Source organism: uncultured Sphaerochaeta sp., from assembly GCF_963676625.2.
In the GTDB taxonomy this organism is placed as follows: domain Bacteria; phylum Spirochaetota; class Spirochaetia; order Sphaerochaetales; family Sphaerochaetaceae; genus Sphaerochaeta.
Window position 1 is genome coordinate 82,853 of record NZ_CAXXYB010000008.1, and the last position, 20,498, is coordinate 103,350.

16 protein-coding genes are annotated in these 20,498 nt (G+C 46.2%); 2 read left to right on the top strand and 14 right to left on the bottom strand.

The window, feature by feature from the left end; all coding sequences use genetic code 11:
• Positions 1-12: 12 nt before the first annotated feature.
• Genes yiaK through ACHZBG_RS11000 form a run of 3 tightly spaced genes read right to left on the bottom strand, consistent with a single transcriptional unit; the run spans position 13 to position 7,030 of the window.
• The gene (yiaK, locus tag ACHZBG_RS10990; protein WP_320129502.1) at positions 13-1,074 is read right to left on the bottom strand and encodes a 3-dehydro-L-gulonate 2-dehydrogenase; all 1,062 of its coding nucleotides are present in this window, start codon (positions 1,072-1,074) and stop codon (positions 13-15) included.
• Entirely contained in the window at positions 1,014-4,409 is a 3,396-nt protein-coding gene (locus ACHZBG_RS10995; protein ID WP_320129503.1) for a UvrD-helicase domain-containing protein, read from the bottom strand. Before ACHZBG_RS10995 ends, yiaK begins: the two co-directional genes overlap by 61 nt.
• Positions 4,406-7,030 carry a PD-(D/E)XK nuclease family protein gene (locus ACHZBG_RS11000; RefSeq protein WP_320129504.1) on the bottom strand — a complete coding sequence of 875 codons (2,625 nt, stop codon included), beginning with the start codon at positions 7,028-7,030 and terminating at the stop codon, positions 4,406-4,408. The genes ACHZBG_RS10995 and ACHZBG_RS11000 overlap by 4 nt, the downstream gene beginning before the upstream one ends.
• Positions 7,031-7,067: 37 nt before the next feature.
• On the opposite strand from ACHZBG_RS11000, the gene ACHZBG_RS11005 reads away from it, so the two are divergent.
• Positions 7,068-7,976: a type II CAAX prenyl endopeptidase Rce1 family protein gene (locus ACHZBG_RS11005; protein ID WP_320129505.1), complete on the top strand. Its 909-nt coding sequence runs from the start codon at positions 7,068-7,070 to the stop codon at positions 7,974-7,976.
• A gap of 8 nt (positions 7,977-7,984) precedes the next feature.
• Here the strand turns inward: ACHZBG_RS11005 and ACHZBG_RS11010 are convergent, their stop codons facing one another.
• The 10 genes from ACHZBG_RS11010 to ACHZBG_RS11055 form a co-directional block, all read right to left on the bottom strand.
• Positions 7,985-9,022: an LD-carboxypeptidase gene (locus tag ACHZBG_RS11010; RefSeq protein WP_320129506.1), complete on the bottom strand. Its 1,038-nt coding sequence runs from the start codon at positions 9,020-9,022 to the stop codon at positions 7,985-7,987.
• Positions 9,023-9,087: 65 nt separating this feature from the next.
• Positions 9,088-9,984, bottom strand: coding sequence for a triphosphoribosyl-dephospho-CoA synthase CitG (citG, locus tag ACHZBG_RS11015; protein ID WP_320129507.1), 897 nt, complete (start codon positions 9,982-9,984; stop codon positions 9,088-9,090).
• Positions 9,984-10,496 (bottom strand): citrate lyase holo-[acyl-carrier protein] synthase, encoded by a 513-nt coding sequence (gene citX, locus ACHZBG_RS11020; RefSeq protein WP_320129508.1) that lies wholly within the window; start codon positions 10,494-10,496, stop codon positions 9,984-9,986. The genes citG and citX overlap by 1 nt, the downstream gene beginning before the upstream one ends.
• Positions 10,497-10,498: 2 nt before the next feature.
• Positions 10,499-12,049, bottom strand: coding sequence for a citrate lyase subunit alpha (citF, locus tag ACHZBG_RS11025; RefSeq protein ID WP_320129509.1), 1,551 nt, complete (start codon positions 12,047-12,049; stop codon positions 10,499-10,501).
• A gap of 10 nt (positions 12,050-12,059) precedes the next feature.
• Positions 12,060-12,941, bottom strand: coding sequence for a citrate (pro-3S)-lyase subunit beta (gene citE / locus ACHZBG_RS11030; protein ID WP_320129510.1), 882 nt, complete (start codon positions 12,939-12,941; stop codon positions 12,060-12,062).
• 2 nt (positions 12,942-12,943) lie between these two features.
• On the bottom strand, positions 12,944-13,234 hold the full coding sequence (citD, locus tag ACHZBG_RS11035) for a citrate lyase acyl carrier protein (protein ID WP_320129511.1): 291 nt from the start codon (positions 13,232-13,234) through the stop codon (positions 12,944-12,946).
• Between the two features lie 50 nt (positions 13,235-13,284).
• A complete protein-coding gene (locus ACHZBG_RS11040) occupies positions 13,285-14,799 on the bottom strand; it encodes a tripartite tricarboxylate transporter permease (protein WP_320129512.1) in 1,515 nt (504 codons plus the stop codon).
• Between the two features lie 11 nt (positions 14,800-14,810).
• Positions 14,811-15,281 carry a tripartite tricarboxylate transporter TctB family protein gene (locus ACHZBG_RS11045; protein ID WP_320129513.1) on the bottom strand — a complete coding sequence of 157 codons (471 nt, stop codon included), beginning with the start codon at positions 15,279-15,281 and terminating at the stop codon, positions 14,811-14,813.
• A gap of 64 nt (positions 15,282-15,345) precedes the next feature.
• On the bottom strand, positions 15,346-16,350 hold the full coding sequence (locus ACHZBG_RS11050; protein ID WP_320129514.1) for a tripartite tricarboxylate transporter substrate binding protein: 1,005 nt from the start codon (positions 16,348-16,350) through the stop codon (positions 15,346-15,348).
• A gap of 93 nt (positions 16,351-16,443) precedes the next feature.
• Positions 16,444-18,699 (bottom strand): ATP-binding protein, encoded by a 2,256-nt coding sequence (locus tag ACHZBG_RS11055; RefSeq protein WP_320129515.1) that lies wholly within the window; start codon positions 18,697-18,699, stop codon positions 16,444-16,446.
• Positions 18,700-18,779: 80 nt separating this feature from the next.
• Here ACHZBG_RS11055 and ACHZBG_RS11060 point away from each other — a divergent pair, with 80 nt between their 5' ends.
• A complete protein-coding gene (locus tag ACHZBG_RS11060; protein ID WP_320129516.1) occupies positions 18,780-19,469 on the top strand; it encodes a response regulator transcription factor in 690 nt (229 codons plus the stop codon).
• Here ACHZBG_RS11060 and citC read toward each other — a convergent pair.
• Positions 19,445-20,497 (bottom strand): [citrate (pro-3S)-lyase] ligase, encoded by a 1,053-nt coding sequence (gene citC / locus ACHZBG_RS11065; RefSeq protein ID WP_320129517.1) that lies wholly within the window; start codon positions 20,495-20,497, stop codon positions 19,445-19,447. The genes ACHZBG_RS11060 and citC overlap by 25 nt on opposite strands.
• Position 20,498 lies beyond the last annotated feature (1 nt).

Genomic DNA, 20,498 nt, shown 5'->3' on the forward strand with positions numbered 1-20,498 from the left:
ATCAGATCTTGATTATAATTGACAAACCTTTTTCCAGATATCCTCATCAACGGGAATGCCCTCTTTCAAGTTCTCTTCCCTGGTTTTTTTTGTTCCCTCCCCAGGAAAGTGTACGGCAGAGCCCCCTTCGACCGGTTCTGATTCCTTCAACGCACGCAAGGTCTCCTCAATTTTTGCCTCGATAGCTTTGCGATCTGGAAGGCTTGCAAGATTTATAGCCAAGAATACCTGGGAGACCGTGGCCTCCACCGAAATTTTTCCTACCTCATGGGTTGTCAAACCTCCAGAAAGCGTCGCAGCAATCAAATCCAGGGCAAGAGAGAGTCCCGAGCCTTTCCAGTATCCGATGGGAAGAGGCCTCAGGGTCTTGAGAATTGCCGCAGGGTCTCTCGTACAATTGCCTTCCTCGTCAAAGCCACCGTCAAAAGGAAGTTCCTTTCCTTCCCTCCTGTAGTTCATCATTTTTCCGTAGGAAAACATCGACATGGCAATATCAACTAGGACAGGACTATCGCCATGGGGAATGGCCAACACCAGGGGATTGTTTCCCAACAAAGGTTCCTTTCCACCCCAAGGTGGCATATTCGGCATGGTATTGGTCCATAGGATACCTATGCAATCGGATTGGGCGGCAAGCAAGCCATAGGAACCGGCACGCATCCAATGGTTCGTATTGGATAATGCAACACAACCGATGGTAGTATCCTTGGCCAGTGCTATTGCCCGTTCCATGGCAGCATAGGCATTCAGATTCCCCGGTCCCTCGTTTCCATTCCATCGTTCAAGACAACCAAAACATCCTTCCAAGGAGCTCTTGGCACCAACCTTGACAACGCCCCTTTCAATATAGTCAATGAATACGGGAAAGCGATTCAGACCATGGCTATATACGCCATCCAGGCTTGTCTGGGCAAACAAGCTTGCGCAACGGACTGTTTCAGCTTCTCCCATACCATGCTTTTTCAAAACTCTCTCAAATTCCTTTTTCATCACTTCATACGCTATTCGCATCATTACTCCTTCAATCCGGTCCACCAAATCTCTTCTGTGCAGGTACGCAAAAACGTAACACATCCTCGGGCCGGTTTCCCATAGATTCGTTCGACAGCTTGCAAATACATCCTGATCTGCCTTTCATGAACTTCAGGATTTCGGTATTGATCAGTCTTGAAATCAATGACCAACATCTCTTGTTCCGTTTCCACCAATAAATCGATGGAACCTTCAACTACGACTTCCCTTCCTTCATAATCTACCGCACAAAAGAATTTTACCTCACAGGTATAAGTTTTTCCAAGGACATATTGCCTATATAGGTCGCTTTCCAAAAAGTTTTCGCAAAGTAAAAGAGCATCGGCAACGACTTGTTTCTTTTCCCTTGCATCAAGTCTCTTGGCCAAGGAAGGGGGAATCAACAGCAAAGGATCCTTTATTTTTTCTTTGAGAAGGCGTTTCTCGCATAGAATATGGGTCAAGGTCCCGAAGTCAGCAGCAGGAGAATAAGGAGCCTTAAGTAAATGCTCCTTGTCTTCTTTATCAACAATTCGCTTGAACAGCAAATCACTTGGCAGTGCAGATAGTCTATTTTGTTCCTCTTCCAATCCAACGTGCGCCCCAAGGATGGCGGTTACACCATACCTAAGAGGAGTAAGGTCAATTGATCCAAGAGGATTTTCATACCAACTCTTTCTTTGGACAAAGAGTTCGGTATCGAAAAGGGAATCGTCGTTTCTTTTACCATAGAGATTCCTCTCGGGAAGGTCTTCTATTTTTCGGACAGCTACGAATCGGTCGGGACTCTCGAGGGTATCGATATCGACTCCCAGACTGTTGCAAACCATAAGCAGCAGGTTGTTTGCTCCTTCTTCCTTCCCTGTATTCCGGTTACTCCGATTAAAACATCCACTCATTACCAAATGGGTTTCGGCCCGAGTGAAAGCAACATATAAAAGTCGTTTCATCTCAGCTTTTTCTTTCCGCTTTTCATCATCATCCTCAAAAAGATCAGAAAGTCCCCGGACCGTACACGATTTCTTTTCCGTTTCGTAGAAAGAGGTTTTCATGAACCCTGGAATAAGCGTTCCCTTGAAGGAAGAAAAGGCAGAACCCCTGGAGGGAAGTTTTGTCCCGGCGCTGCCGATGAAGACAATAGGGAATTCCAACCCCTTTGACTTGTGGATTGACATGATCTGGACACCTTCAGACTGTTCCTTAATGACATCCAGATCATCCAGTCGCTCATTTTGCCCAAGATTCTCTCGTATAAAATCCAGGAAACGAGAAAGGGAAAACTCCTGTTTCTCTTTTATCTGGGCCAACCGATGGAGAAAGGTATAGTGCTCAAGATAGACTTGTTTTTCCTCATGGGTGACCAAGGCTAGCCTATAGCCACTTTCATACCAGAGAAACATGACAATATCGCTGAGACTCTTTGTCTTTACATATTCTTTCAATTCGAGGAAGAAAAGACTTGCACTTGCAAAACGTGTGGCATCCTCTCCTGACAAGCTCCCACTCTGGTTAAAGGGAACCTGGGATTGCCCATACTCTTCCAATAAGGAAATGATTCCCAGATCGGAAATATTGCAAAAAGGTGAGCGCAAGGTACCAAGATAGGCAAGCCGATCATTGGGATATAAGGTAAGCTGTAAAAGGTTATACAGATCATTGGCAGGAGCTTCAAGCATCAAGGACCGTGCTGTCTGCAAAGTATACGGTATGCCGTATCTGCGTAGGGCTTTCTCAAAACTCAATTGATTGCCTGTGGAGCGCATCAACAAGGCAATATCCTCAGGTTTTGGCCGTCTTGGGCCATTTTCTGAGGGAATGAGATACTCATCGGAATGGAGCATAACCTCCATGAGAGAGGCCACGGCATTGGCTTCGGCATCAGCTTCCTGGGCTAACTCCTCTTGGTCGGAAAGCTCATTTCCATCCTGGAAAGGTTTTACCCAAAGCGTGCAGGTAGGATCAATGCCTTCCTTACCCGTCCTGCTTCCCAATGCCGAGAAATCTGCCTCGTACGATTCACCCTGGTTTTGCATCACCGAGGGAAACAGCGAATTGAACAAGGAAATCAACGTCGGTTCACTTCGGTAATTGGTGGAAAGCGAGAGGGAAACTCCTCCATTCTGGACAAGTTCTGTGCTCAATTGCTTGAAGACACGTACATCGGAACCCCTGAACCTATAAATTGACTGTTTCTCATCGCCAACAAAAAACAACTTGTCAGATTGCACATCGCCATAGGTAGGCACCCCGACACCAAAAAGGTCTTTCCTTTCAGATAACAAGTACAGCAAATCCTTCTGCTGTTGGTTGTTATCCTGGAATTCATCAATCATGATATAGCGAAATTTTTCCTTGAAATAGGACCGCAAGGAAGAGTTTACTGTCAAGATATCCACAGCCAAGGAAGAAACATCTGCAAAAGTAAGGATTCCTGACTTTCTTTTCTCTTTTTGGAAGGAGAGCTGATAGTCACCAAGAAAGGTCAGGACCGCCTGCAAGGCTGATTCATTTGTCAGGACCGACAAGGCAATGCATAATCGTTTTCGCAAGGATTTATACTCGTCCGTGGTCTCCTTGAGGAAGTCAAAATCCTCGCCACTTCCTTTACCGGGTTTCGTCCAGAAGTACTGGTTGCTCCCCAAAAGAGAAAACAATGATTCAGGATCAGAGACGACCTCGAGCTGGGGCAAGAGGCTTTGTGCAGCTTGTTGGGCACTTTGAACGGCCTTTGTAGTGGCTGTAAACAATTTGTACCGTTTTAGAAGATCAATGCAAGCCTTGAGGGTATCCTCAAAGCTTTTTCTGACAGATGCAAGAATAGAGCTCGTAAGGTGTTCGTCGATTGTATTGGGCAAATAATACTGCGTTATTGCCAGGGGAACCAAAACCTCTTCAATCAATTGTTCCGGATTGTAAAGTTCTGCCAATATTCTTGCCCCTTCACTGAAATTCGATTCCTCCATGAGACCTTGGGCACATAACCTGGCATTCTTCTTGTTTGTCTCCTCATCGATGGAAAAATCCGTGGCAATGCCATAACGGGTACAATCACACCGGACGATGGTTGAACAGAAACTATCCAAGGTGGATATAACTGCTTCGGGAAACAGAGCCAACTGGGAAGCTACATATTCATCATCCTTGTACTGAAGCAACTGGGCATGGATGCGTTCATGCATCTCCTTCGCGGCTTTTCTGGTAAAGGTGAGCGTAAGGATTTGATCACAATTTGCTTTCTTTTGGAGGACCAATCGCAAGAACCTATACGACAATACCGTAGTTTTTCCCGAACCGGCTCCGGCAGAGACTACGCAGTTGGTGTCACAATTGACTGCCTTAAGCTGATTTTCATCCAGTTTCCTCTTTGTTTCGGCAAGTACTTGCTCAAATGTAATCATCGGGTTGCATACCTCCTTCGGCAAATTTGCCGGTAAACACAGGTCTTGCAGTGTTCCTTGGAAGGCGTAGCCTCAAAATGCCCTTCATTGACAGCATTGACAATTTCAAACAACCGTTTTTCCAACTCCTCATCACAAAAACGCATGATGTCTGTATCTTCTTCATTCCAGATCACAGAATACATACCTTTCTTGACACTGAAATACGAGGCATTTACCACTTCCCCCCCCAGTTCCTTTCCCACGAGCATTCGATACACAGGAAGCTGGTAGGAAGCAAGAGGATCGGTAATCTTGGTATAGGGAGCCTCGCCTTTCTTGTAGTCAATGACCGCATACTGTTTTCCTTGGGGAAAATCCAGTGAGATGATCCTGTCGATCCGTCCATACAGGGAATAGGAATCAGTGGTATAGCGAAGCGTCTGTTCAAAGCCAACGGACTTGCAATCCGCAAACAGGGCTTCTTCCTGATCAAGTATCGCGGTGCAAGCTTGTCTATATTCGCTTACTATCCAGGCTCGCGTAGGAGGATTAGGACCATTTTCCCCGAAAAATGATAGCAATTGACTATCAAAGATTGCAAGAAGTTGCTTCCGATAGAGCTCTTTTTTCATGGGATCAAAATATTCTATGGTTGAAAAGAACTCTTCATAGATGCTATGCAACAAGGAACCGATGGCCCTATGGTCTATGGCAGGAACTTGAAAATCCATTTGATCGGCCTTGTAGAGGTATTTGCATGCCCAGGCATAGGGACATCTGAGAAACAGGTCCAGACTGGTGGGAGAAATTTGCAATACAAAAACTTCCCCAACGTTCTGTTTTAAGGCAGGAACACAAGAAAGAGGAACAGGTTTACGGGTAAAATCATCCTGTCGCGGTGCCAACACGGTCTTGAGAGCCCGGTCAAACCAGTGTGATTGCAGTTTTGTAGCCTTTGCCTGAATCAACTGTCCCCCCCAAAGCAAATTCTCACTCTCAAAAGGATCGCCCAATTCCTTGATGGCATCTCGTTTTTGGCATACCAAATCCCGCTCGATAAAAAATGAAGGAGGCAAGACCTCGCCTTCATAGCTACTTGTATGACAGGAGAGAAATACCTGACCACCACCGAGCATCGCAGAGCGAAAATTTGCCTCCGTAGTATCAATCTCCTTCCTGAGTTTGCCTTCCACCGTCCTGGGAAGAAGAGCCAAGGGCTTGTCTATGCATTGGCTGCTCTCATGGTCCAGGGAAAGCACAAAATGGTATTTTGGTCCAAGAGTTGCAGTAAGGGGCCAGGCATAGACTGCGACGCCTTCCTTTTTTTGTTGAGGGACATAGAGCTTGCTATCGAGGTTATTCAAGAGAAACGTAAATATACCGGGATACGATTTCACCTCGCAGCCTTTCATCGCAGTCTTGATATTTTCCATTGCATCGAGGCAAAACGAATATACATCTTCCCCTTCGGTTCCTGTCCACTGGGAATCGATGAAATAGGTATCCTGAAAATGGTTGAGTTTCCTTCTCAACTCGTCGATATCGGAGGAAGCACAGAGATCATGTACACTTCTCTTGAAATCCTTGTACCATTTTATCAGGGAGAAGTCCTGTATTTGTTCCTGCCATTGATCCGCTCCCCGTAAGGAACCTTGGACCACTGCCGATTTCACTGCTGAGGCAATGAGGTTTCTTTGCGTCGTCAGGTCCCTCCAAGGGAATCCTGTATCGAGAAGCAAAGCCTTCATGCTCTCAAGACTGAAAGTTTCGTCATCCACCGTCTTCAACCTGGAAAGAAAGCGTCCACTGGGATAAAGCAACGGCGATTTGCCTTCACTTACGGAAAGCGGGATATCATAGAGCCAAGCCTCTTGTTCGAGGGAAGGCAACATCGTTGAGGGTGAAGCACAACCAATGACAATATCCCGTGCAGGAATACCCTCGGCAAGTAGATTCCGTATCCTACGCAAGGTAGCATGCAATTCTTGCATGAAATTTCCGAATACCTCGAGCTTGGCAGGATATTGCGGTAGCGAGGGAGTTTCACCAAAAGTAATCCAAGCCGGGGATCCCAAGGTTTCCCAAAGTGACCTAGCCTCCCCGATAGTTTCAAAAAAGAGAATTCTATACTTGATTTCTCCCCTGTTTTCTGGTTCATAAGACAGGGAAGGTTTCTCGTAATTTGGTTCGAAATAACCATGGGTCGCAAGGAATTGGGAATATTCATGATAGAGAATCAGTACATCACTCTGCATTTGCCGAGGCATCAAGGCAAGTGAGTCTTCCTCTATGGCCTTCTGCAACAACGGAAGCAGGGAAGCAATGTATCGTGAAAACCGGCCATTGGCCTCAGGGTATTCCTGATTTATAAAATAGGAGAGCCCGTGAGGTTCCCTGAGCAAGCGAGCAACAAAAAGTTCCCTTACGACCGTATTGGAGGGCAGTTCATTTTCATGGTGGGGAAGAAACCTTGCACGGAAGGTGTCAAAGGAGATTGCCCGATCTTGCAGAATTGCTTTTTTACAAGAGTGCAGTGCATAATCCACCAAATAAAAACGTGCTGAAACCTCATTGGGGAATACACAGGTATACCCTTCGTCGAACGCCTTGCTGACATAGGTGCGTTTGATCTGTTCCATAGATTGCAGTATAACACGTTTCTGTGTACCATTAGATATGCTTGGGAACAATCAAGAAAAAAATAATACCTTTTTACAGGGCTCTTCCGGTTTCTCAATGATCGCTGCAATGTTATCGTTTGTCCTGACTGTCCTTTTCTGGCTTGACTTGGGTCCAATCCTTGTCCAAGGAATTGCACACTATTCCTTCTGGGAACCGGCAAAGCAATATCTGCTGGCAAACAGCCCTTTTTTTGCCATGGCCCTGGGCCTGCTTGTCTCATCCAGACTTCTTTTGAAGACCACCCTGAAAAAGCTCGCAACGGACAAAGACACCTTCGATTTCCCGCTATTCTTGAAAATCAGCATTCTATATGGCTCTATCTGTCTTGTATTTCTTTGCATCGGCTTGGTAACCAGACCCAAAGACTATCAGTATCTGTTCCAGGATATGGGACAGAAATTCTTGCTCCTGCCTCTTGTCTTGCTTGTCACTCCCCTGCAGACAAGCAGTGAAGAATTCTTGTTACGGTGTCTTCCCGTAAGGATCTTCAGTAGAGGCAGGCTCCCGCAAAAACAGAAACAGATACTGCTGATCAGTGGGGTAAGTGCCTTATTTTTCTGCCTGCCGCATCTTTCCAACCAGGAACTTGCCTTTGGAAGCAGCAAGATTGCAGTCCTCGCCTATTATCTTTTGTTTGGTTTTGCCGGTACCTATCTCAGTCTTCTCTCCGGAGGGTTTGAAGTCTCTTTGGGCATCCATGTAGCAAACAATTTGTTCATAGCCCTGATTTGCAACTATGAACATTCCTCCCTCCCTTCCTTGCCCCTGATACAATCCTCCGGCCCCATAGGAACCTGGTATGAGGTAATCCAGCTTGGCATTGCCATGAGTTGCATCTACCTGTTCCTATCAAGAATAAAGAAGTCACGGACAACTGCCTCTTGCAACAAGCAATCTTTCTGAATGCCGAATCAGTTCACCCCGGAGTCCAGGATACGAAAGGTCATGTTTTCGCAATCCATCTCAGCCATTGCTCCATAGGGCAAGGTACACATGGGCTCGTTATGGCCAAATGACAGGTTGCAGAATACAGGCAAATCCTCCAAGGATACTTCTGAGAGAACCTTGGATATCGCCATCTCATACTCTTTTTGATAGAGCCCTTGATAGGGTTTTCCGAAAACAATGCCCCTTGCCCTCTGGAGAATGCCCAAGGTTCCATAGTTTCTCAACCACGCTTCAAACAGACTGGGAGCAACCGTATTCTCAGAGGTCTCAAAGAATAGGATTGCACCTTCCAAAGAAGAAACTTCAGGCCAAAGGGAGCTTCCCTTTGCCATTTCCAGGACATCAAGACACCCTCCGAACAGAGGCCCCCGCGCCAAACCTTTTCCCTGAAGGAGTCGATATGGTTTATTTTTCTGCATCTTCTTGGAACGAAACTCATTCTCCGTTGTCCAGACAAGGTATTCATCTGTCCATTCCTTGCAAGGTTCGATAAACCCGATAGGGTCAGATGAAAACAGCACTTTCTTCATAAAGCGGGAAGTATACTCAAAGACACGTACATTCTCGGCAAATTCTGCCAGTACGGAAGGACCATAAAAGCTTGAAAGACCTGCCTTGAAGCATAACAGATGGGTAATGGTCGAGTCAGAATACCCAAGAAAAATCTTTGGGTTGTGTGCAAGAACTTCAAAATCAATATAGGGTAGCATCCGTATGCTCTCATCTCCCCCAATGCAAGAAAAAACACCCTTTACATCGGGATTCTCAAAAGCCTGCATCAAATCCCGGGCTCGTTTCTCTGGATGGGCATAGAGATATTCTGAACCCTTGAGGGTATTCTCCATTTCAATGACATGTAAGCCAAACTGATGTTCAAGCCGGGCTTTACCCAGGTTGTAGCGCCACAGGAACGCTTCGTCACCTGCCCCACCCCAAGAAAGACTTACGGTGGCAATGGTATCACCTGCACACAAGGAAGGTGGTTTTATAAGTTCTTGCATAAAATGCTCCTGACAAGGAGTATAGGAACTTAGGTATCAAGAATCAAGAATTTCCTTGATTCCTATCAGGCTTCCAGAATTCCATAGGAGGCAAAGGTGGCCATATTCCCTTCGCCCTGCATATCCAGGACTTGCAGGTCATGCAGGAGTATCGTAATTCCCAGCAAATCGGCACATCCTCCCGGACTTATCTTTTTGGAGGAAAGCTCAGTGTCCAAAAGAGAGAACAAGTGTCTCCCCTTGCTGGAGAACATCCCGCCCTCAGCTAAAATCCTTTGCGAAGAAGCCTGGACCTGAGCCAACGTTTTTTCATCATGTCGATAGAGAATATTGGTGTCCTGTACCTGAGCCATCAAATTAAGCAGCGTCTGAATCCTTGCCAGATTCGGATCCACACCTTCTGCCAGATAGTTTGCATACACAGGAAGGCCATAGAGACGTACCGAGGGAAAACCTTGCTGGACTTCACCACGAATACCACGAATACCATATCGAGAAAACAACTCTTCCCCATGGGTTTTTTTTGTCTTTTCCCCGATTCTTGCAAATTCATCTTCAAGGGTCAGAAACGTCATGTCCGCAACAAGCGAACACAACAAAAAAGGATCTGTACTATGATAGTTTCTTTTTGCATAGGCTGAGACAGAACAAAGGAGCCCTGCGCTGAAAAGCAATCCTTTATGGGTATTTACGCCCCCTGTGGCGACCAGCATGGCCTGCTCTGCCCCAACCCCTATAGCCCGGACTTTTGAAAATAGCGTCTGGAGTGAATTTGTCCAAGCTCCCCCGACTTCTGCCATTTGGGAAAAAAACGGCTCGAGGGCAGTCGCACTTGCAACAAAGGTATGGTAATCCATATCGGTATGTCCCCCGTTATGGAAACGGTCGACCAATCCTGGCTTGGGCGTGGTTCCCACTTCTTCAAGCAGGGCTTTTGTTGCAAGATAGGCTTCTATTTCCATCAGGTTGCCTTTTTGATAAAAGTTTCCAGACTTTTTTTGGTAAAGTCATAAAGTTCTTCACTACTATGCTTCCTGCTCCTGCCACATTCCTTGGCACTTTGGTCGCAAAGAAGACAAGAACGCTCTTTAAGTCCCACAGTTGACCGTGAAATAGCCAAGCCCTCAGAGTCCTTGAGATCCAGGTCAAACCAACGTCCAATGGCATATGTCTCCTCAAAACTGATCAGTTTCCGTTTCAGATTCATAAGATCCGTATCACCAAGGACCAGAAAATAAGCCTCAGGACCCGTCATTCTTGTCCGTGTAAGGACCAAATGGAGAACCGGCCAAAACTTGTTGGCCAATTCCCCCATCCCTTCATTGAAACAAGTCTGGATCAACAGGGAGTTCTTTTCCGAGCCAGGGATATTCATCGTACAGGAAACCAGAGGGGTCTTGTTTTCCCTGATCAGCGACAGTTGCAAGAAAACCCTCTCTTCTCTTGCCTGGAGAATATCCTGTAGCGAAACCATAGTTACTCCTCTATCTCGTCTTTTACCTGATAAATCAAGTCGATGACCGAACCATCACGATAGGTAACCACCCCAACAACTTTATCGGTATAGGCAATAGGGGTGGAATCCCCTACTATTCTTCGGGCCTTTTCCCGCAATTGTTCGATAGTACACATTTCCAGGCCGGCAGTAGAAAGCATCCTGATCAAATCCGGTCGTAGGGGATTTACAGCCACTCCCTGGTCAGTCACGACAATATCAATCGTCTTGCCCGGGGTAACAATGGTATTCACCTGGTCGACTATCGTAGCAATGCGTCCACGAGTAAGTGGACAGGTAATGATGGAAACCGAGGCTCCCGAGGCAGTATCGCTATGCCCCCCTATAGCCCCGCGAATCACTCCATCCGAACCGGTTAGGACATTGATATTGAAATTCGTGTCAACCTCAAGAGCGGAAAGAATTACAAAATCCAGCTGGTTTACCGCTGATCCAGTATTGTTGGGACTTGCATAGTAGGAAGCTGAAATCTGTTGGTGAAACCGGTTATCCTTAAGCGATCGGGCCGCCTGCAAATCAAAGGACTGTACATCAAGGATTTTCTTGATCAAACCTTCCTCATGCAATTGCACGATCTGGCCTGTTATGCCTCCCAAGGCAAAACTCGCCTTGATGTTCGCCTTGATCATTTTCTCCTTCAAAAACCGCACCGTTGCCAAGCTGGCTCCACCGGAACCCATCTGGATGGAAAAACCATTGCGAAAGAAATCCGTCGCCTCGATTACCTCTGCCACTCTCTGGGCAATCATCAATTCCTTGGGATTCGTCGTGAACCGGGTGGAACCACTCATGATGCCATTGGGATCTCCTATGGCATCCACCTCAACGACGAAATCGACATCGGACTCGGGGATTCCAAAAGGTACATTGGGAAACGGTACAATGTTATCGGTTAGGATGATGACTTTCTTAGCATACTGGGCATCGAGTTTGGCATAGCCCAGGGAACCACAGATGACTCCTTTGTCATTATCGCGGGAATACCCATTGGCATTGCCAAACGGATCACAGGAAGGAGCTCCCAGAAAGGCGACATCTATGGGAAGCTGGCCCGATTCAATGACCGCGGCACGCCCTCCATGCGAACGAAATACTACGGGAATATCCATCAGGCCCCGAGAAATTTCTTCGGCGAGTTCCCCTCGGATACCACTGGTTTCAATTCTTCGCACAACTCCGTTCTTGATATGTTCTATCAAAGGTTTGTGGATATCGATCAAGGAACTGGGGGCCAAGACCAAATCCTTGAATCCCATCTTTGCTATGGTATCCATGACCATATTGATTACAAAGTCACCATTTCTGAAATGATGATGGAACGAAATGGTCATTCCATCCTTCAAGCCAGAGAGGCGAATGGCCTCCTCCAAGGAAGGGACAATCTTGTTTTCACTCAATTCCCGCTCATGACAGGTCTTCAATTCCTTGCGTGCGTGTTCATCAGTATAGGATTCGGCAACATTTTCCAACTGGGAAAGGAAGGGAATATCCTTGATATCTATTTTTTTCATGCCAGGTCTCCTATTTAAGAATCTTTGCGGCTTTGGCGAGATTGATCACTCGTTCGGCCCGAAGTACGATAGGACGATCGATCATCTTGCCATTGAGGGCAATAACCCCTGAACCACGTCTATGTGCTTCCTCGATGGCTTCCATAATTGCCAATGACTTTTGGATCTCTTTCTCGGATGGAGTGAAAATATCGATGATCGGTTGGATTTGCCTGGGATTGATCACGGATTTTCCATCAAAGCCCAGTTGCTTGATAAGCTTGGCCTCGGCAATCAACCCCTCTTCGTTGTTCACATCGGTATAGACGGTGTCCAAAGCTGCAATGCCCGCTGAACGGGCTGCCTGCAAGATCATGCATCGGGCAAACAACAATTCAATGCCCTCGGGGGAACGGTTTGTCTTGAGATCGGTGACATAGTCCTCTGCTCCCAAGGCAATTCCGATAAGCCGGGTACTGGCCTTTGCGATGGCAGGGGCGTTGAGCACTCCCTCGGCACTCTCGACAGCTGCCATCAACTTGGTAGTACCTATTTCCATGCCAATCTCTTTTTCGATGCGCGCTACCTGCCGGTCGCAAAAAACAATATCCTCGGCAGTCTCGGTCTTGGGAAGACGAATGACATTGACCTTGGCACGGACCATGGCCTCAAGGTCAGCAATCCCTGTGGGAGTATTCAAGGCATTCACCCGTACGACAAGTTCTTTTTCGCCATAATCAATTGTAGTCAGGGCATGAAAAACCAGACTTCGTGCGGCATCTTTTTCTGCATAGGAGACACTATCCTCGAGATCGAACATGATACTGTCGCAATTATAAATATAGGCATCCTTGATCATCCCCGGATTGTTTCCCGGAACAAACATCATGGTTCGCCTCAATCGATCTTCCATCTTCATACCTCCCACTTGAAATCATGTGAATCACAAGCGCGATAAAGAGCAGTTTCCACCCTGGCCTTGATAACACAATCCAAGGCCCCTTGGTCAACCGCTGTTATCTCGGCAGTGGTAACACCCAGTTTCCTGGCACAGTCCCTGATGACATCCTTGATCTGCTTTCCAAACTGCTTGGAAACGGAACTGGTCAAGTGAATCACTATTCCTTCAAGCGTACCATTGGAGACAGTGACCATTATGTCACTCGATTCCAAGGTCCCTGCCATACCTGTCTTAACTACATTCATTACCTCGACTCCTTAATCAACAAGCCTTTCAAAAATTACTTGAACCAGTATCATGAGATCTTTGTTGCACTTGATTTCAATTTTCTTGCCTTCCAGATTTTTTGGATTACAGGAAGCAGGAAAGAACCCACAATAAGGACAAGCAAGATCTGACAAACGGTTGAGTTTGCGAAAATCTTGAAACTACCATTGGAAATTTTATAGGCCCTTCTGAAATACTGTTCCATGTTGGTCCCGACAATAACAGCCAGGACGAAAGGACTCATGGGAAACTTTGCCTTGGACAAGAGGAATCCAAAGATACCGAACACGAGCAACATATAGAAGCTAGCCGTCGATGATGCAATCGCATAGGTTCCTACAAAGGTAAGGCCAAGCACGATCGGATACAGTACCTTGGGAGGAACTGCAAGAACCCGTACGAGCAAACCCGCCAAAGGAATATTGATAACGGCAAGGATGATGTTTCCAATGAACATACTGGCAATGATTGCCCATACAATATTGCTCTGTTGCTGGAAAAGAGCAGGTCCTGGTTGCAAGCCGAGCATAAGCATGGCTCCCATCATTACCGCTGTCGTCCCTGAACCGGGAACCCCGAGGGCAAGCATGGGAATCAAGGCACCGACTGACGCAGCGTTGTTCGCTGATTCCGGGGCTGCCACACCTTCAACGGCACCATGACCAAACTCCTCCGGATGCTTGGAAAAGCGTTTTTCATTGCTATAGGCCATCAAAGAAGCAATGGTCGCCCCTGCTCCGGGCAGAACCCCGATGAAGAATCCAAGGGGAGCACTTCTCAGAATTGGCCAGACAGAACGTTTCCAATCTTCCCTGCTGATCCAGATACGACCGAATTTGGTCTGCATCTTCTTTTTCCCTTCGGTAATGTTCCTGAAACTCTTGAGAACCTCCCCAAAGGCAAATACGGCAATGATGACTATCAGAAAATCAATGCCACCTTGCAGTTCCAGTATACCCAGGGTAAATCTATTCACTCCCGACTGCGGGTCAATTCCCACGGTAGAGATCATCAGCCCCAGAAGCATGGAGATAAAGCCCTTGAGCTTCTTGCCTTCCGACATGGAGGCCGTGGCACTCAAGGCAAACACATACAGCAGAAAATATTCGGCAGATCCGAATTTCAAGGCAAAACGTGAGACAGGAAGGGCAAGGAAGGCAATGAGAACGGTTGATATGGTACCGCCGATAAAGGAGGCAATCGCAGAGATTGCCAAGGCAGCCTCGGCCCTTCCGTTCAAACTCATGGGATACCCGTCAAAGGTTGCTGCAATGGCTGCCCCATCTCCGGGAGTGTTTATGAGAATCGAGGCACGGGAACCGCCATACATTGCCCCGTAATATACTCCGCACATCATGATAAGAGCGGGAACCGGCCCCATGGTGAAAGTCAGAGGCAACAGGATCGCAACCCCAGTTGCAGGACCAAGCCCAGGTAACATTCCGACAACGGTACCAAGGATACCTCCAATGGTAACACAGAGGATGTACAATGGTTGGGATGCAACGCCAAAGCCTTGCAGCAATAATTGAAAACTATTCATATCCTATTTCCTTATACAAACCCTAGGGGCGACTTGGGCAGATAAACACCCATCAACGAATTGAACAGGATGAAGGCAACAACCGAGAAAATAACAGAAACCAGAGCCGAATTTTTCCAGGCCTTTACACCCCGGAACACAAACAACTGGAAATTCAGGAATATGATGGTTGCAAAGACATACCCAATTCGGTCAAACAGCAAGGCATACACAAAACCATTGCATAAAGTCAGTACAATGTCTTTTTGCTCTCGTCCAAAGAAGACGGCGTGCTCCGTCTTATCTACAGCCCTTGCCCGTTCCTTGATCTCCTGGATAATGAGAATAGTTCCCAGCACCAGCAAGGCTATTCCCAATATCGCGGGAAAAATCTTCGGTTCATAGGGAAGTCCTATTTTGGCGTTTGGCAAAAGAAACGCAGATAACGAATATACAAAGCCAATCATCGTTACGACAATTGACATAATCATTGAAACATTCATTGTTTCCTCCGGGGGAAAAGTATGCCCTGGCCATAATCAGGCCAGAGCACGTATACAAGGCCTATCAGATCATTCCAATTTCTTTCAGGATCACCGCATAATCGCTCTCTGTCTTTTCCAGGAACTTGGTAAAGTCAGCACCGTTGAGATAGACATTATCCCAGCCGTATTTGGTCAAGGCAGCTTGCCATTCTGGAGTCTTTACCAGTTTTGCAAGGGTATCTTCCCAATAGGCAACTGCATAGTCGGGCATATCCGGGCTACCGAACAGACCACGCCAGTTTTGGAAAGTCTCATTGATCCCTGCTTCGATACAGGTAGGAATCTCGGCCTCGGCACCAGTTCCGATTCTCTTGTCAGCGGTCTGGGCCAAAACTCGCAGGTCCCCGCTTTTTACCAGACCCATGACATCGCCAAGACTGGTGGAGAACAAATCGATATGTCCGCCCAATACCTGGGTTGCACCATCACTGTCGAAAGCAATGTAGTCAATCTTATTAAGATCCTTGACCCCAGCTGCGCGAGCCATGATCAAGAACTGGATATGGTCCATGGAACCAGCGGAGGAAGTACCACCGATCTTTACTGACTTGGGATCCTTCTTCAGGGCATCCATGACATCCATGATGGATTTATACGGGGAATCGGCCTTGACTACAAAAGCGGCATAGTCTGCAATCAAACGAGCCAGGGGAGTAGTATTGCGGAAACCATATTTGGAAGTTCCATTCAGATTGAAGAAAATAATGGGAGGTGAATAGACGGTAATCGTCTTGTCATCACCCTTCTTGGTCTGCAAGGTTCCAAGATGAACGGCGCCACCAGCTCCCGGAGCATTGCGAACCGGCATCGGAACTGTCACCAACTTGGTATCACCAAGAGCTTTGGCTACGGTACGAATCGTCAAATCCCAACCACCACCGGCACCCGCTGGTGCAACAAAATCCAAATTCCCTTTTGGGTATGCAACTTGTTTTTCGGTATTGGCTGTTTCGCTGCTACCATTTGCAAACAGGGCAAACGGCACGGCCATCAAGAGACAAAGCAAAACAATACAACTCTTTTTCATGAAGAAACCTCCTAAAAATGTAGCAACGTTGTCTCAAACAACGCTTACTATTTTAGTATAGAAGGTAATTCTTACTGGAAAATTAATCAGTTCTTAATCTTTATTAAGACTTGGTTCGATGGCTCTCAGGATACAGCGCATAAGTTCATCAAACGATACCGGTTTGATCAAATACGAATGAATGATCTTTGACTGCTGGGCCTCTACAATTTCCTTGCGGAGCAATCCTGTCAAAATAATTATAGGCATATCAGGCCTCATCAGTTTTGCCTTCATTGCCAAGTTCAGTCCATTCATTCCCGACATATAATCATCGGTAACCAGAATGTTGAATTTTTCTTTCTTCAATATGGAGAAAGCGTCCAGGGGATCCGCGGTTGCATACACCTCGACATGCTCCTTGCTCAGACTTCTCTGCAGGACTTTCAGAACCGAGGTATTATCGTCAACCAACAATATCCTGACCTTTCCATGCTTTGGAATCAAGGCAGAATTAGCGATTTCCTCATCAACTGTTTCAGAGGAGAAAGCCTCTGCCAAAGGCAGGAAAATGGTAAAACAGGAACCTTTCCCCAATTCGGAAACCACTGAAATGGAACCTTTATGGGAAGTGATGATATTTTGGACAATGGAAAGACCAAGACCTGTACCGCCGGTTGAGGATTTCGTGGTAAAGAAAGGATCAAAGATCTTGTCCAGATTCTCTGCCTCCATACCACAGCCATTGTCGGATATGGTAATCTGCCCATATCTTGTAATTTGGGAATCAAACTCCTCCCAAGTCTTCTTGGATACCTTGGAGTCAATATCGTCCTTCTTCACCACTGAATACCCAAGAGTGATAATACCATCCTTTCCACCCAAGGCCGCTTCCGCATTCAGAACCAGATTCATCAAAACCTGATAGATTTGGGTGGTATTGCAGAAAAAACCACTTTCATGATCCTCCAACTGCATTTGCAAGGTAACATTTGGGGCAAGGACTCCTCGCAGCATGGACTCTGTCTTCTTAAGAAGTGCAAAAGCATTGGTATAGGTATATACGGTCTCCGTATTACGGCTTCCCAAGAATAATATTTGTTGGATGATATCCTTGGCTTTTTCCGAGGCAAGAAGAATCTCCTTGGCATCATCGTAAAAAGGATTCGATTCGTCCATCTGCTCTGTCATGAGCGTGGAATAGCCCATTATTGGAGTAAGGAGGTTATTGAACTCATGGGCAATGCCGCTGGTCATTGTCCCGATGCTTTGCAAGCGCTGTTGATGAAAGATCATCTGTTCATTTTCATGTAACGTCAACAGAGTCTTGTTCAACTGGTTGAGGTAGTCATTCCTCTGTTCCATCTCGGTTCTTTCCCGAAACATCATCAGCAAGGCGACCACAACACCAAACAGCAAAAGACAAATAAGTAGGGTAAGAAGCACCACCTTGATCATTCCACCCGTTGCCTGATTGGTAATTTCCTGGTAATCCGTCACCGCACTGACAATCAAGAACCCATTGTCAATGATGACAGGACAATAAGCTGCCATCTTGGTAACTTTTTTCAGGGCCTTGGAATCCCACCAATAGGACTGGTAGATATCGACACCTTCCTTTCCTTCCTTCTGGTGTTCTATCATTTTTTTGAGGCTATCCATCTCCAGTTTGACATCAGGGTACAACGATTGCCGCTCTGTCACGGCATTTATACCAATCTGTTCCCGCAAATGATACATGATTACCACACCATCGCTGTTCTTGACCAAGGCATAGCCCTTTTCTCCTAGTTTCACCTGGGCAACATGCCGTTCATATATCATTTGGAGATCAAGCATTGCCCTGACAGTAATTCCTTGGGAATTCCGGACGGTTATGGAAAGAAAACAATCATGGTTATCTGCTCCCCCCAGCCAAAGATCAATTTTTGAAAACTCGTCATTGCTTACAGTGCTCAGATAGGAATAGTTCTTTTGCTTCAATCGCCAAAGGGGATTATCCACAGAATCAGTATAGATGATCATATTCTCAATGATTTGTGAGTTATAGACGCTGTATGATAACGCCAAGCGATTCAAGGGCCATTCAATATGATCGTCAGTCAAGGAAGAGAGGGCATCCTTGAAATCGCCTGAGTCCACAAAGAAAAACAATCCCTGTTTAGTTTGGTTTATCTCCGTTTTCAAGGCCTCTGCAATATTCTTTACGATCGTCATTTGCTTGGTCTTGCTGGTTTCGATGACGATTGTCGAGTATTGCTGGAATATACTGGTCATAAGAAGTATTACGGCAACGACAATTGTCAAAGCCAGTACCATCAGGAGAAATCTTCCCTTGGTTTCTTTCTTTATCGTTGTTTCCACAGGCACCGTGAACTCCTAAATTTGTTGTTAAGCGGAAGTATATCACGTATACTAGAGAGCCAAGAAGAAAAAAGAGGAATTTACCGATGCCTGATAAGGTGCTTATAATTGATGATGATGCCTCAATACGTAAGTTAATGACCAAGGTCATTTCTTGCAATGATTTGACTCCCGTGACTGCAAACAATGGGGAAGAAGCCCTGAAGCTCTTGAAGGAAACGACATTCCAATTGGTATTGCTTGATATCATGCTTCCCGGCATTGATGGTTTTCAGGTGCTGAAAAAGATACGCTATCTGGGAATAAAAACCCCTGTAATTATCATAAGCGGAAAAACCGAGGATTATGACACCCTCTATGGCTTGGATCTCGGGGCTGATAATTACATTCATAAACCTTTCAATCCGATTGTCCTCGGGGCAAAAATCAAAGCCTTGATACGAAGGGATAAACAAGCCCATGGCACTGAAGATTCAGGTACCACGCTGGGCCCCTTCCTTCTCGATAACAAATCAATGCGTTTTTACAAGAATGAGGAAGAAATATTTCTTTCCGCAAAAGAACTCATCATCATAAAGCTCTTTTTGGAACATCCCGGACAGGTATTTTCCAAGGAGGCCCTGTATGAACAGGCTTGGGGAGATTCCATTGTGGATGACAATGCAATAATGGTGTATATCAACCGCCTGCGGAACAAAATCGAGGACAATCCCAAGTTGCCAAAATATCTCCAGACAATCTGGGGAAAGGGTTATACCTTCTCCATCAGCAATTGATCGGCAATCGCCTGACCTGCCTCTGATCTGATAAAATCATAGGTACTCTTCGGCACCAAGGCTTTCAGTTCCTCAAATTTTCCCTGAGCCATAAGGCTACGAACCAACGATGCGCTTATCGGCACTTCCCCTATTTGCTTGCGGGCCACTTCGGTGAATTCGATCCCTTGTTGCCCAAGCATTTGTTCCATTTGACGATTATAGGCCTCGGTAGTATTGCAAAGGGGTTCCGTCCCGACAAAACGACGATTGATCTTCAACGCAGGTACGATATAACGCAAGAAAATTGCAATATCCAATTCACAATTCACGGAACCAGCCTTATTTTTATCCTTCAGGAAATAGGCAGGAAAGGTTGCTGAGGATACCAGATAATCACTTGCCTCATGTACCAGGACATTGATCATGTCCTTGGTGCCTTCTTTGACCAAAGCCAGGCGAACGGCCGAGGGAAATGCGCTCTTGTCACTGGAAACAACAAAGACATGTAGCAAACTGCATTGTCTTGCAGCATACTCCAACAGATATCGATGGCCATAGGTAAAGGGGTTGCAGTTCACCACTATTACCCCAATCTCCCCTGATAAAGATAGCTTCCTGTTTTGCAGGAACTCTTCCGTTTCTCTTTCAAGTGACTTTATATAGTGAGAAATACCATCCTTGCGGTTTTCCATCAACAGAACCTGGGAAGTTTCCCCGATAGGAAAAAAACCAAAGGGCTGAAACAATATCAGGTTGCTTGGTTTGGTAAAAATGAAAAGATGGGTATGGCCATTTGCAAAGGCCTGCGTTACCAAGGTAGTCATTATCTGGGCAAGCAAGCCTTCTCCCTGATTAGTCTTCGCAATGGCGATGTACTTGAGAACCTTCCCGTCGAGCGAACCGGTCCCGATCAACTTTTCCTCATCATCGCGAAGCATGCAGGAAAATGCAGGAAGACCTTCAAAGGTAAGTCCATTTACAAGCAGGAAGGCTTTCACTTCCTCCAATACAGATCCTTTCATTGGGTGTGCTGTTTGTATTGTCATT

Bases quoted from the DNA above. Each gene is read 5' to 3' on its own strand.
- yiaK (WP_320129502.1), bottom strand. From the start codon at position 1,074: ATGTGTTACGTTTTTGCGTACCTGCACAGAAGAGATTTGGTGGACCGG.
- ACHZBG_RS10995 (WP_320129503.1), bottom strand. From the start codon at position 4,409: ATGATTACATTTGAGCAAGTACTTGCCGAAACAAAGAGGAAACTGGAT.
- ACHZBG_RS11000 (WP_320129504.1), bottom strand. From the start codon at position 7,030: ATGGAACAGATCAAACGCACCTATGTCAGCAAGGCGTTCGACGAAGGG.
- ACHZBG_RS11005 (WP_320129505.1), top strand. From the start codon at position 7,068: ATGCTTGGGAACAATCAAGAAAAAAATAATACCTTTTTACAGGGCTCT.
- ACHZBG_RS11010 (WP_320129506.1), bottom strand. From the start codon at position 9,022: ATGCAAGAACTTATAAAACCACCTTCCTTGTGTGCAGGTGATACCATT.
- citG (WP_320129507.1), bottom strand. From the start codon at position 9,984: ATGGAAATAGAAGCCTATCTTGCAACAAAAGCCCTGCTTGAAGAAGTG.
- citX (WP_320129508.1), bottom strand. From the start codon at position 10,496: ATGGTTTCGCTACAGGATATTCTCCAGGCAAGAGAAGAGAGGGTTTTC.
- citF (WP_320129509.1), bottom strand. From the start codon at position 12,049: ATGAAAAAAATAGATATCAAGGATATTCCCTTCCTTTCCCAGTTGGAA.
- citE (WP_320129510.1), bottom strand. From the start codon at position 12,941: ATGGAAGATCGATTGAGGCGAACCATGATGTTTGTTCCGGGAAACAAT.
- citD (WP_320129511.1), bottom strand. From the start codon at position 13,234: ATGAATGTAGTTAAGACAGGTATGGCAGGGACCTTGGAATCGAGTGAC.
- ACHZBG_RS11040 (WP_320129512.1), bottom strand. From the start codon at position 14,799: ATGAATAGTTTTCAATTATTGCTGCAAGGCTTTGGCGTTGCATCCCAA.
- ACHZBG_RS11045 (WP_320129513.1), bottom strand. From the start codon at position 15,281: ATGAATGTTTCAATGATTATGTCAATTGTCGTAACGATGATTGGCTTT.
- ACHZBG_RS11050 (WP_320129514.1), bottom strand. From the start codon at position 16,350: ATGAAAAAGAGTTGTATTGTTTTGCTTTGTCTCTTGATGGCCGTGCCG.
- ACHZBG_RS11060 (WP_320129516.1), top strand. From the start codon at position 18,780: ATGCCTGATAAGGTGCTTATAATTGATGATGATGCCTCAATACGTAAG.
- citC (WP_320129517.1), bottom strand. From the start codon at position 20,497: ATGACAATACAAACAGCACACCCAATGAAAGGATCTGTATTGGAGGAA.